We start from the raw sequence: 16611 nt of genomic DNA on the forward strand, positions 1-16611 counted from the left end.
TGTCAAGGAGCCGCGCGGCCTCCTCGGCCTGCCCCGCACCCGGCGACGGTGTCCCGTCGGGTACAGCGGTGTCCACGGCCGGTTCAGCCGCGGCCCGGCAGGGAGCCGGCCAGCTGGAGCAGTTCCACGAAGGCGTCGATCCCCTCCGGCACGGGCCAGTTCAGGTCCCGCATGGCGGCGAGGTCGGCCGCCGCCCGCGCGGCCACGTCGGGGACCCCGGCGTCCACGGCCTTGGCCAGTACCGCCCAGGCCGCTTCCCAGCGCTCCCGGGTCAGTTCGGCCTGCACCGCCGCCACCACGGCGATCAGGAAGGCGAGTTGCCGGTCCCCGCGGGCCGGCAGGGCGAAGGCGTCCGGGTTGGCCAGCACCCGGTCCGGGTCGGGCAGGTCGAGGTGCTCCATGTACGCGAGCAGCTCCAGCCCCGCCCCCTCGCCCACCGCGCCGGTGAGCGCGGCGGAGAGGGCTTCCCGCCCGGCCCCGGCCGCGTAGCCGGTGGCCAGCAGCCGCAGCGCCATCTCCCAGGTGCGCGGGGACGGCCAGGCCCGTCCCCGGCCCTCCGCCTCGGCGGGCAGGTGGTGGACCAGGCCGGGCCGGGCGGTCAGGAAGCCGGAGATCACACCGCGGGCGCGGGCCACCGCACCCGGGGCCCGGGCCGCGTCCACGGCGGGCACGGCCGTCTCCGGCCAGATGCCCGCCATGCCGCGGGCCACGGTGCGCGGCTGGTGCGTCCAGTCGAGGTGCACGAAGCGGTTGGCCAGCGGCGGGCTGAGGTGCCAGCCGTCGGCGGCGCTGGAGGGCGGATTGGCGGCCGCGACGATGCGCACCGAGGACGGCAGCAGCAGGCTGCCGACCCGGCGTTCCAGGACCACGCGCAGCAGCGCGGCCTGCACGGCGGGCGGGGCCGAGGACAGCTCGTCGAAGAACAGCAGCCCCTGCCCGGTGCGGGCCAGGCGGACCGCCCAGTCCGGCGGCGCCATCGGCACACCGGTGGTGGCCGGGTCGTCGCCGACGATCGGCAGTCCGGCGAAATCGGACGGTTCGTGGACGCTGGCGATGACCGTCTCCAGCGGGACGCCGAGTCCGGTGGCCAGCTGCTCCATGCCCGCGGACTTGCCGATGCCGGGCTCGCCCCACAGCAGCACGGGCTGGTTGGCCGTCACGGCCAGGGCCAGCGCCTCCAGCTGGGGGTGCGTGGCGGGCTCGGTGCGGGTCGCGCCCAGCCGGGCGTTGAGGGCGTCGGCGGCGGCCAGCGGGCCCGGGGCGGGGACGCCGTCGGCGGAGGGGGGAGTGCCGGGGCTGCCGCTCATTCGCCTTCCTCGCCCTCGTCCTCGTCTTCGTCCTCGTCGTCTTCGTCTTCGTCGTCCTGGTATTCCTCCTGGTCGTCCATCCAGTCGTCCCACCACTCGTTCCCGATGCCGGGGAACTCTTCCTTCACCCGGTCTCCGAGGAAGTCGAGGTCGGCGCGGTGGTAGCGGCGGATGATCTGAGCCAGAGACATCTCCATGGCGTCGACGATGTCGATGCGGGCCCCGGCCTCCAGGAGCGCCCGCACCAGCTCCGCCGAGCCGCCGTAGGTCACCGCCATCATCAGCGGAGTGCGCTCGGTCTTGTCCTCCGCCTCCAGGTCGAGTCCGGCCGCGAGCAGCCGTGGCAGCAGCTCCTCGTGGTCGATGAGGTGGAGCAGGTGGAGCAGGGTGCGGTCGTTCGGCAGCAGCATCCGCGGGTCGACACCCGCGTCGAGCAGGGCGAACACACCGGGGGTGTCGCCGTGCTGGGCGCGCAGCACCAGCTCACGCCGCTGCTCCCGCAGGGCGCGTGGCAGCGTGCCGTCGCCCGTGGTCACGGTCCGCCGGACGGCGAAGCAGCCGGCGACCGCGCCGCCGAAGGCGCGGAGCGCCTCCTCGCGCTGCCGTTCCTGCGGGGTGTGCGGCATGTCGAGTTCGCCGTCGCGGAAGCGGACCTCGTGCCACTCGCCGCGGCAGCGCACCCGTACGGGCGCCGGAGCCGCCGGGGCGGGCGGACCGTAGGCGGGGCCGGCCTCGGGGAACAGGGAGGCGGCGACCAGCGGGTGCAGTTCGGCCGGGGTGATCAGGCCGGCGTGCAGCAAGTGGAGGTCGGGCAGGGGCTGCCAGGCGTGCTCCGGCAGTGGTGTCACGCCACGGACGCCGCTTCCGTCGACGACGTGGGCCCGCAGCGGGTCCTCGGCGCGGGGGCCGGTCACCTCCAGCAGCAGGTGGCCGCGCCAGCCGCCCAGGACCCGGAACAGGTCCGCCACGCCGGCCGCCGCCAGGCGGCGCGCCTCGGCGGCGATACGGCTGAGGTCGACCCGGGCCTCCTCGATCAGCCGTGGCGGGTTGAGCCGGCCGTACCCGGGTTGCGTCTCGGGCACGCTCAGGTCGAGTTCGATGCCGACGGTGCGGAACGCCTCGGTCAGCTCGCCGCGGCCCATCAGGACCGCGGCCCATTCGGCCCGCGCCGCGGGGTCGGCGGTGCCGGGGTCCCCGGCGGGGTGCTCGTCCGGGGTGAGCGCAGTGCCGTCGGCGCGGAAGAAGGGCAGCCGGTCGGCGCCCCCGGTGAGCCGCGCGCGCAACTCGCCCGCGTGCCGGGCGTCCCAGAGGTGGCGGGCCTGCGTCCAGTCCGTGCCCGCCTCGGAGAAACGGGTGCCCAGCGGTGCGCACACCAGCCTCAGCCGCTGCGGTCCGTCCACCATCGGGGCGGTGGTCACGTAGAGGCCCAGCACCTCCGGCGACCCGGCTTCGGAGCCGTAGCGCGCCAGCAGGATCCCCTGGTCCGTGGCCAGCGTCGTACGACCGCCGAGCACCCGGGGAAGGTGCCAGCGCACCAGGTCCGGCGCGAGGTGGCGCAGGTCCTCGGACACCACCGCGGCGGCGGTTTCACCGAACCGGGCGGCGAGGCGGTCGAGGTCGATGTCGTGGTCGACGGCGGCGGCCGCGCACGCGGCCCGCCAGTCCCCGGCCAGCCGGTGCCCGGTGGCCTGCTCGATCATCCAGCGGGGTACGGCGTAGCGGCGGACGCGCCGCCACACCGACACGTCTTCGGGGGCGAGCCCGCCGGGCAGGGGTGCCCGCTTCACCGGTACACGCTGCCGATCGCACGCAGGTCGGGGTGGGCGGCGCGGGCCGGTCGCAGCCGCTCCGCGAACGACCGCTTGACGCGGCGCGGCAGCCCCGGACCCAGCCCCACGTACTCCAGGGGCGAGCCATCCGGTACGGCGGCGAGCAGCGACTTGGCGCCGCGCCCGGTGAGCCCGGTGTGGCGCAGCTCCAGGCGGCGCAGCGGGCTGTCCGGCAGGGCGGCGGCCAGGGCCTGCACACCGGCGTCCCCGGTGGCGTTCGGGGGCGAGCCGAGGCTGCGCTCCGACATGGGCCGGCCGAGGTCGAGGGCTTCGATGCCGCCGAGGGCACCGGCCAGCGCGCGGGCCCCGTCGGGGCCGATGCCGTTGCCGCCCAGTCCCAGGCGGACCGGGCGGTCCGGGTCCGCGGCGGCCGCGGCGGCCAGCACGGCGGCGCCCTCGTCGCCGAGGTGGTTGGCGGGCAGGTACAGCTCGCGTACGCCGGCCTCCCGGATCAGGGCGGCGAGCAGCGGTGCGGCGTCGGGGCCGAGGCCGTTGCCGCCCAGGAACAGGCGTTCCAGGGGAGCCTCACGCCCGGTCAGGGCATCCAGGAGGAGCCGGACCCCGTCGGTGCCGAGGCCGGTGTTCACCAGGTCGAGGGTGCGCAGGGCGGAGTTGTGGCGCAGCAGACCGGCCAGGGCGCGCGCGCCCTCGGCGGTCACCGGGTTCCGCTTGAGCCACAGGGCCCGCACGGAGTCGTCGCCGGCCAGTGCGCCGGCGAGCGCGGCGACCCCGGCGGGGCCGATCCGGTTGCAGCCGAGGTAGAGGGTGTGCAGGCCGTGGCCGGGTTCGGCGGACAGGGCCCCGGCGAGCGCCGTGGCGCCCTCGTCGCCGATGGAGTTGGTGCCGAGCAGCAGGTGGGCGGCGTGGGCCGAGGCCGCGGCCACCGGCAGCAGGCGGGCGGCACCCTCCGGGCCGAGCCCCTGTTTGCACAGGTCGACGCGGCCGTCGGCGCGCAGGGTGCCCAGCGGGTACGTCTCGTCCTCCGTCACCGGCCGCTCGTCCGCCAGTCGAGCGAGCAGCGGGTCCAGCGCGGCCGGGTCGGCCAGGGGCAGGTCCGGGTGCTCGATCGCGGGGCACCGTACGGGTATCGGCTGGTTCATCACCGCTCCACCGGTCCTTCGCCGGTGACCGGCGTCCACAACGAAACGTTCGACATACAGGGGAAATCCAGATGGCAAGACCGGTCGGATTCGAACCGACGTCCTCCAGCTTGATGCGTGGGCGCGACGACCTCTGCGCTACGGCCTTGCCGCGGCCGATCATACTGGTCCCGCGGCCGAATATCGATCACGGGTTCGCGTGCCCGGATCCGGCCCGCGCGCGGAGCTTCCGGAAGGCGGTCGGAAGCGGCCGGACAGGGAGGAACTCCTTGATGCGGAGGGCGCAGTCGGCGGGGGAGGAGGAGCCGGTGTCCACTTCGAGGTAGTAGACGCCGTGGGCGTGCACCCGGCCGAGCTGCCCGGCCGCCAGTCCCTCCGGCCGGTCCCCGCGCTCCCGTTCGCGGCGGGCCAGTTCCTCCGGCGGGCAGTGCACCCCGACGAGCAGCACCTCCTCGGGATCGAACAGGTCCAGGCAGTCCCGCAGCCGCCACGGTTCGCTCAGCACGTGGTCGACGACCACGTGGTTCCCGGCCGCGGCCATCCCGGCGACCGCCCGGTGGTAGCCCTCCCAGGTCCGCCGGAGCAGTGCGGGCACCTCCTCCGGCGGCAGGTCCTTCCGGGCGCGCATGGCGTGGAAGGCGTCCACCGGCAGGTGGAACCAGACCTCGTCCAGTACCCGGAGGAGCTCCCGGGCGATGCTCGACTTCCCGGAACTCGACGTCCCGTTCAGGAATATGATCACCCGTCGATCATGCCTCGTGCGTGAGGCGGGCGGCGCAGGGCGGTCAGCGCGTGCCGCGATCTCCTCGGGCGTGCCCGTGACCTCCACGGTCACCCCGCGCTCGTCCGCCTCCAGCGGTTCCAGCGCGGCGAACTGCGAGTCCAGCAGTGAGACCGGCATGAAGTGCCCGGTGCGGGCGGCCATCCGGTGCGCGATCAGCTCCCGGTCCCCGGCGAGGTGGACGAAGACGGCCCCGGGCGCGGCGGCCCGCAGCCGGTCCCGGTAGCTGCGCTTCAGGGCCGACGCGGACACCACCCCGCCGTCCTCCCCGGGACGCCCGCGGGCTCCCGCCCACGCGCCGACGGCATCGAGCCACGGCCACCGGTCGGCGTCGCCCAGGGGCACCCCGGCGGTCATCTTCGCGACGTTGGCCGCCGGGTGGAACGCGTCGCCCTCGGCGTACGGGACCCCCAGGGCGGCCGCCAGCAGCCGTCCCACCGTCGTCTTCCCGCACCCCGCGACACCCATCACGACGACGACCGGTCCGGTACGCACGCCCCTGCTCATGTCCTCACTCACCCCACCCCATCGGCCCGGCGGCACCGCCGGCCGGCTCAGCCGCCGGCGCCACGCGGCACCTTCTGCTGTACCGACCAGCGGTTCCCGTCCGGGTCGGTGAAGTACACGAAGGACCCCCACGGCTGGTCGTCGATCGCGCTGACCTCGATGCCGCGGGCGGTGAGCCCGGCATGGGCCTCCTCGATGTCCTCCACCACCACCTGCATGTTGTCCAGCGAGCCCGGAGCCATCCGGGTGAGCCCCTTGCCGAGGGCGATGGAGCAGGCCGAGCCGGGCGGGGTGAGCTGGACGAACCGGACCTCCTCGCTCACCGTCACGTCGTGGTCGGCGCGGAAGCCCGCCCGCTCGTAGAAGGACTTCGCCCGGTCGACGTCCGTGACGGGCACCATCACGAGTTCCAGTTTGATGTCCATCGCCCCATCATGCGCCCGCCGGGAGGGGGCCGCCCGCCGCGCCGGCCGTGTGCGTGCCCGTCGCCCGCGTGCCGTCCGCAGTGCCGTTCGCCGCGCCGTCCGCAGTGCCGTCCGCAGTGCCGTTCGCCGTGCCGCCCGGCTCGAACTGGGTCCGGTACAGCTCCTCGTACCGGCCGCCGGCGGCCAGCAGTTCCGGATGCGTACCCCGCTCCACGATCCGTCCGCCCTCCACCACGAGGATCTGGTCGGCCGCCTGTACGGTCGACAGCCGGTGCGCGATCACCACCGCCGTCCGGCCCGCCAGGGCCTCGCCCAGTGCCTCCTGCACCGCCGCCTCCGAGGTCGAGTCCAGGTGCGCCGTGGCCTCGTCCAGCACCACCACCCGCTGACGGGCCAGCAGCAGCCGGGCGATGGTCAGCCGCTGCCGCTCCCCGCCGGACAGCCGGTAGCCGCGCTCGCCCACCACCGTGTCCAGCCCGTCCGGCAGCGAGGCGACCAGCCCGTCCAGCCGGGCCCGGCGCAGCGCCTCCCAGATCTCCTCCTCCGCCGCGTCAGGGCGGGCCAGCAGCAGGTTCGCCCGTACCGACTCGTGGAACAGGTGCCCGTCCTGGGTCACCATGCCGAGGGTGTCCCGGATCGAGTCGGCCGTCAGCTCCCGTACGTCGATCCCGTTCAGCCGGACCGCCCCGGCATCGGCGTCGTACAGCCGGGGCAGCAGCTGGGCGATGGTGGACTTGCCGGCACCCGAAGACCCGACCAGGGCGATCATCTGCCCGGGCTCGGCCCGGAAGGACACCTCGTGCAGGACCTGCGTGCCGCCGCGCGCGTCCAGGTTCGCGACCTCCTCCAGGGAGGCCAGCGAGACCTTGTCGGGGGAGGGGTAGCCGAAGGACACCGCGTCGAACTCCACCGACACCGGACCGTCAGGCACCCGGCGGGCGTCCGGCCCCTCCGCGATCAGCGGCTTCAGGTCGAGGATCTCGAAGACCCGCTCGAAGCTGACCAGGGCGCTCATCACCTCGACCCGGGCTCCGGCCAGCGAGGTCAGCGGTGCGTACAGCCGGGTCAGCAGCAGGGACAGCGCGACCACCGAGCCGGCGTCCAGGCTGCCGCGCAGCGCGTAGTACCCGCCGAGCCCGTAGACCAGGGCCAGCGCCAGCGCCGACACCAGGGTCAGCGCGGTGATGAACACCGACTGGGCCATCGCCGTGCGGATCCCGATGTCCCGCACCCGGGCCGCCCGGGCCGCGAACTCCGCCGACTCGTCGGCCGGCCGTCCGAACAGCTTCACCAGGGTGGCGCCCGGCGCCGAGAAACGCTCCGTCATCTGGGTGCCCATGGCCGCGTTGAGCTGCGCGGCCTCCCGCTGCATCCGGGCCATCCGGGCCCCCATCCGGCGGGCCGGCAGGACGAACACCGGCAGCAGCACGAGCGCCAGCAGGGTGATCCGCCAGGAGATGCCCATCATCACGGTCAGGGTCAGCAGCAGGGTCACCGAGTTGGCGACCACACCGGAGAGGGTGTTGCTGAACGCCCGCTGCGCGCCGATGACGTCGTTGTTGAGCCGGCTCACCAGCGCACCCGTGCGGGTCCGGGTGAAGAAGGCCACCGGCATCCGCTGCACGTGGTCGAAGACCGCCGTCCGCAGGTCCAGGATCAGTCCCTCGCCGAGGGTCGCCGACAACTTGCGGGTGAGCAGGCCGAGTCCCGCCTCGGCCACCGCGATCACCGCGATCAGCAGGGCGAGCTGGGTGACGGTGCCGGTGTCCCGGCCGTCGACGATCGCGTCCACCACCCGGGCCGCGAGCACCGGAGTGGCCACCGCCAGCAGCGCGGTGACCACGCTCAACAGGAGGAAGAGGGTCAGGCCGCGCCGGTGCGGGCGGGCGAAGGAGGCGACGCGGCGCAGACCGGCCCTGGAGAACGGGCGGCGGTCGGTCTGCGCGTTGATCGCGCTGTGCAGGGACGTCCAGGCGGTGACTTCCATATCCATGCCGTCGACGGTAGAACCTCAACCTCCCTTGAGGTCAATGGTTTCCGGCCACCCGTGCAACAGAGTTGTCCCCGTCCCAACACCCTTGTGTACCAAGCCCGTCCGCTGTCGGCGGCCGGTGGCATCATCGGGCCATGAAGCAGGAACCCGAGTCGAAGCACTCCGGTACGGGGCCTTCCGTTCCGGACCCCGCCGACAGCGTCCTCCACCGCTTCGAGCAGTGGGCCCGCGACACCCCTGCCGAGCCCGCCGTCGTCACCGGACGGACGGTCCTCACCTACGGGGAACTCGACCGCGCGGCGGCGCGGTTGGCCGGCCGACTGCGGGCCGTGCACCCGCCGTCCGGCGCGGTCGTCGCCGTCGGCGTGCCCGGCCTCGCCGACGCGCTGACCGCGGTGATCGCCGTTCTCAAGGCCGGAGCGGCCTACGCCCTGGTCGACCCCGAGGCGGCCGTGACGGCCGTCCGGCAGCTCGACGCCCTCAGGCCGTACGCGCTCGTCACGGACTCCCGCCACTGGGCCAGGCTGGACTCCGGGCGGGTCAGCCGCGTCTTCCGGGTGGACGAGGAGCCGGACGCCGAAGCCTCCGCCGACACCTCCGCGGGCGCGGCGGCCGAGCCCCGCCCCGCTGCCGGAACGGCCGCCGCGCGCCTGCCGGACCCGCGCCGGTACCCCTGGACCGTGGGCTGGGAGGCCGACGCCGTGCTGTTCACCGGACAGTCCGAGCCGCGGCCCGTACGGATTCCCCGGGCCCGGCTGGTCGCCGCTCTCGACGCGTGGATCCGCACGGCCGGTTTCGGCCCCGGCGACCGGCACCTGTTCACCGCCCGCCCGGACGTCACCGCCTTCGCCGCCGGCTGGACCCGGGCGCTGTGCACCGGCGGCACCCTGGTCGCGCCCGGCCCGCGGCTCCCGGCACCCGTCGCCGACGGCCTGCGCCGCCTGGTCGAGGACGAGGGGGTGACCGTCCTGCACACCGACCCGGGCCGCCTGACCGCCCTGCCGGGTGCCACCGCGGCCCCGCCCCCGGAACTCCGCACGCTCCGCCTGGTCACCGTCAGCGGGGACCGCCTCCATCTCGACGAACAGACGGCCGTGCAGGCCGCGCTGCCCGACGGCGCCCGCCTGCTCAACGTCTACGGGACCGCCGAGACGGCCGGCACCGCAACCTGGTTCGAGCTGCCGCAGCTCGACGGCCCCGTGGCCGACCCCGCCCGCCACAGCCTGCTCGGCAGGCCCTTCCCCGGCTGCGGCGTGGACGTCCGCGAGGGCGAGATCCACCTCAGGCCGCCCGGCGGCGGTGACTTCGTCCCCACCGGCGACTTCGGCCGGCACCGCCCCGACGGCCTGCTGGAGTTCACCGGCCGGGCCAGGGACCGCTTCGCCTTCGGCACCCGTGAGGTGGACCCGTACCGGATCGAGGCCGTGCTCCGGGAGCACCCGGCCATCGGCGGCGCCCTCGTCGGAGCCGTCACCGACGACGAGCGCGCGCAGCGGCTCATCGCATACGTCGTACCGGACACGTCCGGCCCGGGACGCTCCGACCCCCCGCCCCCCATGCCCGACGACGCCGAACTGCGCGCCCACCTGACGGACCGGCAGCTCTTCCGGGGGGACATACCGGCGACGGTCGTCCGGCTGCCCGAACTGCCCCGCGACCGCGCCGGCCGGGAGGACCGTACGGCCCTCCCGCTGCCGCCCGGCCCCGCCGACGACAGCAGCGGCAAGTACGGCCGGGCCTTCGCCGGAGGGTCGAACCCGTCCTGCGCGATCGGCTGCGCGGGGCTCTTCTTCGGCTTCATGGCCCTCGCCCTGACCAACTTCATCTGGCCCGGCTCCACCGACCTCAGTGGTGTGCCCGGACCGTGGGCCTTCCTCTTCTTCGTCCTTTACCTCTTCGAATGCGTGGCCTTCGGCGTGGGGGTGGCCTTCCTGTTCTCCGCCCGATCCCGGATGCTGCGGTCCGGCCGTCCGGAACGCCTCTCCAGGGCAGCGCACCTGGCCGTCGCCTACCTGCTCATGGCCTGGTGGCCACAGGACAACTTCTACCGGCTGGCCGCCAAAACGGACTGGCCCCGCCAGGCCGCCCTGGTCTACACCTTCAACATCCCCCTCATGATCGCCGCGGCCGTCGTGGCCGTCTGGGCCGTCCACAAACCGGACAAGGCCCGGAACGGGTGAGCCGTCCGCTTGCCGACCCGCGGAACGGAGAGGTCCGGAGAGTCCCTACGATGTGCAGCCATGGATACGAGTGAGGGCGGCAGACGCCTCGTCGACGGCCGCTTCGAGTTGATCTCCCGGCTGGGCAGCGGGGGCATGGGCACCGTGTGGCGGGCCCGGGACACGGCATTGCAGCGGGACGTCGCGCTGAAGGAAGTGCGGCCCGCCGATCCGGCGCTGATCGAGGCCCGGCCGGACCTCGCGCTGCAACTGCGGCAGCGGGCCATCCGCGAGGCCCAGGCCCTGGCGCGGCTCGCCCACCCCAACGTCGTGTCCATCCACCACATCGTCGAACCGCCGGACGGGTCGCACCCGTGGATCGTCATGGAGCTGGTCCAGGGCGGCTCGCTGCACGACCGGCTGGCGCAGGGACCCCTGCCCGTCGACGAGGTGGTGCGGATCGGCCTGGACGTGCTGTCCGCGCTGCGGGCCGCGCACGCGGCCGGTGTCCACCACCGCGACGTCAAGCCCGCCAACGTGCTGCTGCGTCCCGACGGGAGCGCCGTCCTCACCGACTTCGGCATCGCCGTCCTGCCCGAATCCTCCGGGCTCACCGCCACCGGCGACCTGGTCGGGTCCCCCGAGTACATCGCCCCCGAGCGGGTGCGCGGGGAGGAGGGGAACCCGTCCTCCGACCTGTGGTCGCTCGGCATGACCATGTACGTGGCCGCGGAGGGCGTGCACCCGCTGCGGCGGGCCACCGCCATGGCGACCGTGGTCGCCGTGCTGGACGAGCCCCTTCCCTACCCCTCGCGTTCGGGCGGGCTCGCGCCGGTGCTCTCCGAACTCCTGGTCCGCGACACCAAGGCCCGGCCCGACGCCGCGCGCCTGGAGACGCTGCTGCGCGCCGTCCCGGCCTCCGGCGCGCCCGCCGCCCCCGCTCCGCCCGCGTCTCCGGCCGGCACCCCGGCCACGGCTCCCGGCTACTCCACGGGCGGGCAGCCGACCGTGCCGACGGGCTACGGCCCGATGGCCGGCTACAACTCCCCCTCGCACGGCTTCGGCCCGCCGGCCGGCGGTGTGACCACCACCCCGGTCGGCCTGGGAGTGCCGGCCGCTCCGCCGGTTCCGCCCGCCCGGCGCGGAGTGCCGGTGATGGTGTTCCTGGTGGTGATCGGGGTGCTGCTGGCCGGTGCGGTCGGCACCGTCAAATGGCTGCTGCCGGAGGACGGCGACGACAACGCCGGGAAGGGCGGGGCGACCTCGGCCGGCCCCACCGGCGGCAGCGGACCGGGCAGCAACCCGAGCACCTCCAGGAGCGGGCCGACGAGCAGCCCCGGCGCGACCAAGAAGGGCACCGGCACCACCACGGACGACCCGGACAACCTGCTCACCGCTGCCGGCGGCCGGGCCCTGACGGCGGCCGTGCGCGACGAGACGGGGAGCGCGAACGTCCAGCGCCTCTCCATCTACGGCGAGTACGCGATGGTGGACGTACCGGTGAAGTCCCCGGCGAACGCCTACGACAGCTACCGCTACCAGGGCGGGCTGTCCCGCTTCGGCGCCGGCGGCACCGTACGGGACGGGTCCAAGCCCATCGATCTGGACAAGGTCAACTGGGACGTGCTGCCCGGCCTCATGCAGCAGGCCGAGGCCAAGCTCAAGGTGGAGAAGCCGACGATGCGTTACGTGCTCGTCGAATCCGACCTCTTCGCCAAGGACGAGCCGCGCCTGAAGATCTACCTCATCAACGAGTACAGCTCCACCGGCTACCTCACCGCCGACCTGGACGGCAAGGTGAAGCAGGTCGTGCCCGCCTCCTGAGGGGCCGGAGCGGCGCCGCCCCGGACGGCGCCGCTCCCACGGGCGGCGTACCCCCGGGTGCGGCGGCCGGTGCCGGCCGCGATGCTGGCCAGACCGCCGCCCCCGCCCGGGGCGGGCACGGCAGGCAGCGGAGGAGGCTTCATGGCACCTCTGGCGCGGATTCCGCTCGACCAGGAGGGCGGAGCCGCCGTACTGGTCGAGCAGCAGACCGACCTCGAAGGGCCGGTGAAGGCCGGCCGCATCGGCGAGGCCATCCAGGACCTGCCGCTCACCCTGCGCGAGGCCCTGGAGCCGGTCACGGAGGCCGCCCGGGTCGCCCTCGACCAGCTGCGGAAGGCACGGCCGGACGAGATCACGGTCGAGTTCGGCCTCGACCTGGCCGTCGAAGCCGGCGTCGTGATCACCAAGAGCCGCACCGACTGCCACCTGACGGTGAGCATGCGCTGGGAGCGCGACGCGTCCGACCCGCACCCTCCGGGTGCAGGCCAGGACTGATCCGGTGGACGGCGAAAGCACCTCCGCACTCGCGTCGTCCGTGGCGCAGATCCTGGATCCGGACGGGAGGGTGGCCGGGGCGGGTTTCGTGGTGGCCGAGGGGCTGCTGGTCACCTGCGCGCACGTGGTACGGGCGGCCGGCGGCGGGCCGGGCCGGCCCGTACGACTGTCCTTCCCCCGTGCTGCGGATGCGGCCGCAGCCGAGGGGCAGGTCCTCGAAGGGCCGTGGCGCGCCCCCGAGAACGAGGACGTCGCCGTCGTCCGGCTGAGCCGCGATCCGGCCGGGCCGGCCCCGGCCCCGCTGCCCTTGGGCTCCGCGGCGGGCCGCCGCAGCCACCCGGTGCGCTCCTTCGGTTTCCCGGCCCAGGGTGCCGAGGGGGGCCACTGGGGGTTCGGCGAGGCCGGCGACCTGCTGCCGGCCGCCGGGAACAGGGGCACCTACCTCCAGCTGACCGGAGCCAACGACCTCACCACCGGCTTCAGCGGCGGCCCGGTCCTCGACGAGGTGACCGGCCTGGTCATCGGGATGCTCACCGAGATCACCGCCCCCGACGCGTTCCGGCGGGGCCAGGGCATCGCCTATGTCACTCCCACGGAGGTGCTCCGGGAGATCCTGCCGGAGCTGGCCGTACAGGACGTGTCCCCGTACCGGGGGCTGGAGCCGTTCACCGCCGAGCACGCACGGTGGTTCCGGGGCCGGAACGAGGCCGTACGGCAGGTCGTGGCGAACCTGGGCCGGCAGCGGCGGTTGACCCTGCTGCTCGGTCCCTCCGGATCGGGCAAGTCATCGCTGGTCCAGGCCGGTGTCCTGCGCGCGCTGGCCGAGGGCGGGCTGCCGGGCAGCGACCGGTGGCTGCCGGTGGTCGCGAGGCCGCGGCAGGACCTCCTGGCCGAGCTGGAGCGGGCCGGACTGCCCGGTGCCGCCACCGAGGGCATCGGCGAGGCCGTCGCGCGCAGACTGGCGGCCGACCCTGCGTGGCAGCGGGTCCTCCTGGTGATCGACCAGTTCGAGGAGCTGTTCACCCAGCCGTCGGCCGATGGTTCGCCGGACCGCAGGGCCGTCGCGGACCGGATCACCGCGGCCGTCGAATCGGACGCCCGGATCGGCGTGGTCCTGGTGATGCGGGACGACTTCTACCCGCAACTGGCGGCCCAGGCGCCCGGGCTGCTGGAGGCCGCGACGCCGGGACTGCTCAACGTGCCGGGCACGTTGAGCAGGCAGGACCTGCACGACATCATCGTGGGGCCGGCCCGGGACGCGGGTGCCCGCCTCCAGCCCGGGCTGCCCGAGCAGATCATCACCGACGTCCTGGCCATCACCCCGGAGGCGGCCGAGCACGGGCAGGCGCCGGCCACCGTGCTGCCCCTGCTGGAGCTCACGCTCAGCCAGCTGTGGCAGCGGCGGCAGGACGGCCACCTGACGCACGACGCGTACCGGCGCATCGGTGCGGTCAGCGGCAGCCTGACCAACTGGTGCGACACCGTGCTCGGCCGGCTGCCCGCCGAGCGGCGGCCGATCGCCCGGCGGATCCTGACCTCCCTGGTCCGACCGGCCGATCCCGCCCGCCGGATCCCTCCCGTCCGCGCTCAGGTCCCCCTCGACGAGCTGCGCGAGATGGCCGCGGGCCCCGGCGAAGAGGAAGCGGCCGACGAGGTCATCGCGGTCCTCACGCGCCACCGCATCATCACCACGCAGACGCTCCCCGTCACCGGGCACTCCGTCACCGAGGGCTCGGCCGCAGGAGACTCCGTCACCGGAGACTCGGCCGCCGGGGACTCGGCCGCCGCACCCGGGCGGGCAGTGGCCGAACTCATCCATGACGCCCTCATCCGCGACTGGGGCACCCTGCGGGACTGGGTCGGCCAGGACCGCCATTTCCACCAGTGGCTCGACCGCACCCGTGAACGGCGGACCCGCTGGGCAGCCAAGGCCGACCCCGGAGACCTGCTCGGGGGCACGGCGCTCGCCGAGGGCCTCGAGTGGGCACGGCATCACCGTCTCCCGGGCGACATCACGGCTTTCCTCTCCGCGAGCAAGGACCGCCAGCAGGCCGTCATCCGGCGCAGCAGGCGTCTCATCACGCTCTTGGGCGTCTTCCTCGTCCTCGCCCTCCTCGCCGCGGGCGGCGCGATCTGGCAGTGGCGAGCGGCCGTGGACTCCCGGGACGCAGCCCTGTCGCGGCAGCTTTCCTCCGAGGCCAATCAGCTCCTCGCGGCGAATCCCGAACTGGCTTCGCTGCTCGCGGTCCAGGCATACCGGACCAGTCCCACGGCCGAAGCGTTCGAAAGTCTGGAAGCAGCCGCAGCGCTGCCGCAGCACCGGCGTCTGTCCGGTCACACCTACGCGGTGAGCACGGTGGCGTTCAGCCCTGACGGCCGGACGCTCGCCAGCGGCAGCTCCGACGCCACGGTGCGGCTGTGGGACGTCGCCACCGGCAGACCTCGTGCCACGCTGTCGGGGCACAAGGACACCGTCTTCTCGGTGGCCTTCAGTCCTGACGGCCGTACGCTGGCCACCGGCAGCCACGACCACACCGTGAGGTTGTGGGACCTGGCCACCGAGCAGACCCGCCGGACCTTGTCGGGACACAAGGCCGCTGTGCACTCGGTGGCCTTCAGCCCTGACGGCCGGACCCTTGCCACCGGTGGTGCCGACCGCACCGTCCTGCTGTGGGACACGGCCACCGGTACCCTCCGTGACACGCTGACAGGACACGGCGACCAGGTGTACGCGGTGGCGTTCAGTCCCGACGGCCGCACCCTGGCCACCGGCAGCTACGACCGCACCGCGCGGTTGTGGGACGTGGCCGCCCGCAAGCTCCGGACCACGCTCTCGGGCCACGCGGACAGGGTGCTCGCGGTGGCGTTCAGCCGTGACGGCCGCACGCTGGCCACCGGCAGCGCCGACGCCACCGCGCGCCTGTGGGATCCGGATACCGGGGCCCCGCGGGCCGCTTTGGCCGGTCATGCCGGCGAGGTGTACTCGGTGGCGTTCAGCCCTGACGGCCGTAGCGTCGCCACCGGAAGTACGGACCGCAGCGTGCGGCTGTGGGACATGGCAACGGGAGCCACCCGTACGGCCCTGGCCGGACACTCCAACTTCGTGTTCTCGGTGGCGTTCAGTCCCGACGGCCGTACGCTGGCCAGCGCGGGCCAGGACTGGACGGTCCGGCTGTGGGACATCGCAGCCGTCACCCGCCCCGCGCTGACGGGGCACACCGGCATGGTGCTCGCCGTGGGGTTCAGCCCGGACGGGCGCTCTCTCGCCACGGGGAGTGCCGACACCGGCGTGCGGTTGTGGGACGTGACGGCACGCGTTCCGCGCATGACTCTGGCCGGCCACCGCGACCAGGTGGAATCGGTTGCATTCAGCCCCGACGGTCGCACTCTCGCCACCGGCGGTTCAGACCGCAGCGTGCGGCTGTGGGACGCGGCCACGGGCAAGCCCCGCACCGTACTGGACGGGCACGTCGGCGCCGTCTACGCGGTGGCGTTCAGCCCCGACGGCCGCACCCTCGCCACGGGGAGCGCCGACCACACCGTGCGGTTGTGGGACGTGGCCACCGGTGCTCCGCGCAGAACCCTGACCGGTCACAGGGACCAGGTGTACGCGGTGGCGTTCAGTCCCGACGGCCGCACCCTCGCCTCGGGGAGCGCCGACCGCAGCGTGCGGTTGTGGGACGTGGCCACCGGTGCTCCGCGCAGGACGCTGACCGGTCACAGCGACCAGGTGCATGCGGTGGCGTTCAGTCCCGACGGCCGCACCCTCGCCACCGGCAGTGCCGACCCGAGCGTGCGCCTGTGGGACGCGGCCACGGGCAAACCCCGCCGCACCCTGATCGCGCACAGGGCCACGGTGAGTTCGCTGGCGTTCGCTCCCGACGGCCGGACCCTTGCCAGCGGCAGCCACGACTGGAACGTGGAACTGTGGGACGTGGCGGATGGTGCGGCGCGCGCGTTCCTGGTCGGTCACACCGGCCCGGTGCATGCGGTGGCGTTCAGCCCCGATGGCCGTACGCTCGCCACGGGCAGTGGGGACATGACCGTGCGTCTGTGGAACGTCGTGCTTCCCCCGCCTTCCATAGCGATCGAGCAGATCTGTCGGTCCGTCAACCGCGACCTCACCCCGGAGGAAAGGGCGGCCCATCTGCCGGGTGAGTCGACGGGCCCGGTGTGCCGCACCAGGTGAGC

10 protein-coding genes and 1 pseudogene are annotated in these 16611 nt (G+C 74.2%); 4 read left to right on the forward strand and 7 right to left on the reverse strand.

Annotation, left to right across the window (positions count from 1 at the left end; all coding sequences use genetic code 11):
- Window positions 1-83 precede the first annotated feature (83 nt).
- From AC067U_RS16845 to AC067U_RS16875, 7 genes and pseudogenes are all read right to left on the reverse strand, one after another.
- Window positions 84-1307 (reverse strand): AAA family ATPase, encoded by a 1224-nt coding sequence (locus AC067U_RS16845; RefSeq protein ID WP_478830445.1) that lies wholly within the window; start codon window positions 1305-1307, stop codon window positions 84-86.
- Window positions 1304-3094, reverse strand: coding sequence for an ankyrin repeat domain-containing protein (locus AC067U_RS16850; protein ID WP_478830446.1), 1791 nt, complete (start codon window positions 3092-3094; stop codon window positions 1304-1306). The genes AC067U_RS16845 and AC067U_RS16850 overlap by 4 nt, the downstream gene beginning before the upstream one ends.
- The gene (locus AC067U_RS16855) at window positions 3091-4236 is read right to left on the reverse strand and encodes a leucine-rich repeat domain-containing protein (protein ID WP_478830447.1); all 1146 of its coding nucleotides are present in this window, start codon (window positions 4234-4236) and stop codon (window positions 3091-3093) included. The genes AC067U_RS16850 and AC067U_RS16855 overlap by 4 nt, the downstream gene beginning before the upstream one ends.
- Before the next feature lie 72 nt (window positions 4237-4308).
- Window positions 4309-4384 (reverse strand): annotated as a pseudogene (locus AC067U_RS16860).
- 39 nt (window positions 4385-4423) lie between these two features.
- Entirely contained in the window at window positions 4424-5524 is a 1101-nt protein-coding gene (locus tag AC067U_RS16865) for a gluconokinase, GntK/IdnK-type (protein WP_478830448.1), read from the reverse strand.
- Between the two features lie 47 nt (window positions 5525-5571).
- Window positions 5572-5949 carry a VOC family protein gene (locus AC067U_RS16870; protein ID WP_478830449.1) on the reverse strand — a complete coding sequence of 126 codons (378 nt, stop codon included), beginning with the start codon at window positions 5947-5949 and terminating at the stop codon, window positions 5572-5574.
- Between the two features lie 7 nt (window positions 5950-5956).
- The gene (locus tag AC067U_RS16875; protein ID WP_478830450.1) at window positions 5957-7942 is read right to left on the reverse strand and encodes an ABC transporter ATP-binding protein; all 1986 of its coding nucleotides are present in this window, start codon (window positions 7940-7942) and stop codon (window positions 5957-5959) included.
- Window positions 7943-8076: 134 nt separating this feature from the next.
- On the opposite strand from AC067U_RS16875, the gene AC067U_RS16880 reads away from it, so the two are divergent.
- The 4 genes from AC067U_RS16880 to AC067U_RS16895 all read left to right on the forward strand — a co-directional run bounded on the left by AC067U_RS16880 (window position 8077) and on the right by AC067U_RS16895 (window position 16609).
- Window positions 8077-10122 carry an AMP-binding protein gene (locus AC067U_RS16880; protein WP_478830451.1) on the forward strand — a complete coding sequence of 682 codons (2046 nt, stop codon included), beginning with the start codon at window positions 8077-8079 and terminating at the stop codon, window positions 10120-10122.
- 60 nt (window positions 10123-10182) lie between these two features.
- The gene (locus AC067U_RS16885) at window positions 10183-11925 is read left to right on the forward strand and encodes a serine/threonine-protein kinase (protein ID WP_478830452.1); all 1743 of its coding nucleotides are present in this window, start codon (window positions 10183-10185) and stop codon (window positions 11923-11925) included.
- A 141-nt stretch (window positions 11926-12066) separates the two neighbouring features.
- A complete protein-coding gene (locus tag AC067U_RS16890) occupies window positions 12067-12420 on the forward strand; it encodes a CU044_2847 family protein (RefSeq protein WP_478830453.1) in 354 nt (117 codons plus the stop codon).
- A gap of 4 nt (window positions 12421-12424) precedes the next feature.
- On the forward strand, window positions 12425-16609 hold the full coding sequence (locus AC067U_RS16895) for an nSTAND1 domain-containing NTPase (protein ID WP_478830454.1): 4185 nt from the start codon (window positions 12425-12427) through the stop codon (window positions 16607-16609).
- Window positions 16610-16611: the final 2 nt, after the last annotated feature.

The sequence above is a fragment of the Streptomyces sp. NPDC043853 genome (genome assembly GCF_056436025.1).

Excerpts from the sequence above, each read along its gene's own strand:
- AC067U_RS16875 (WP_478830450.1), bottom strand. The coding sequence starts at position 7,942 with ATGGATATGGAAGTCACCGCCTGGACGTCCCTGCACAGCGCGATCAAC.
- AC067U_RS16890 (WP_478830453.1), top strand. The coding sequence starts at position 12,067 with ATGGCACCTCTGGCGCGGATTCCGCTCGACCAGGAGGGCGGAGCCGCC.
- AC067U_RS16865 (WP_478830448.1), bottom strand. The coding sequence starts at position 5,524 with ATGAGCAGGGGCGTGCGTACCGGACCGGTCGTCGTCGTGATGGGTGTC.
- AC067U_RS16880 (WP_478830451.1), top strand. The coding sequence starts at position 8,077 with ATGAAGCAGGAACCCGAGTCGAAGCACTCCGGTACGGGGCCTTCCGTT.
- AC067U_RS16855 (WP_478830447.1), bottom strand. The coding sequence starts at position 4,236 with ATGAACCAGCCGATACCCGTACGGTGCCCCGCGATCGAGCACCCGGAC.
- AC067U_RS16885 (WP_478830452.1), top strand. The coding sequence starts at position 10,183 with ATGGATACGAGTGAGGGCGGCAGACGCCTCGTCGACGGCCGCTTCGAG.
- AC067U_RS16870 (WP_478830449.1), bottom strand. The coding sequence starts at position 5,949 with ATGGACATCAAACTGGAACTCGTGATGGTGCCCGTCACGGACGTCGAC.
- AC067U_RS16845 (WP_478830445.1), bottom strand. The coding sequence starts at position 1,307 with ATGAGCGGCAGCCCCGGCACTCCCCCCTCCGCCGACGGCGTCCCCGCC.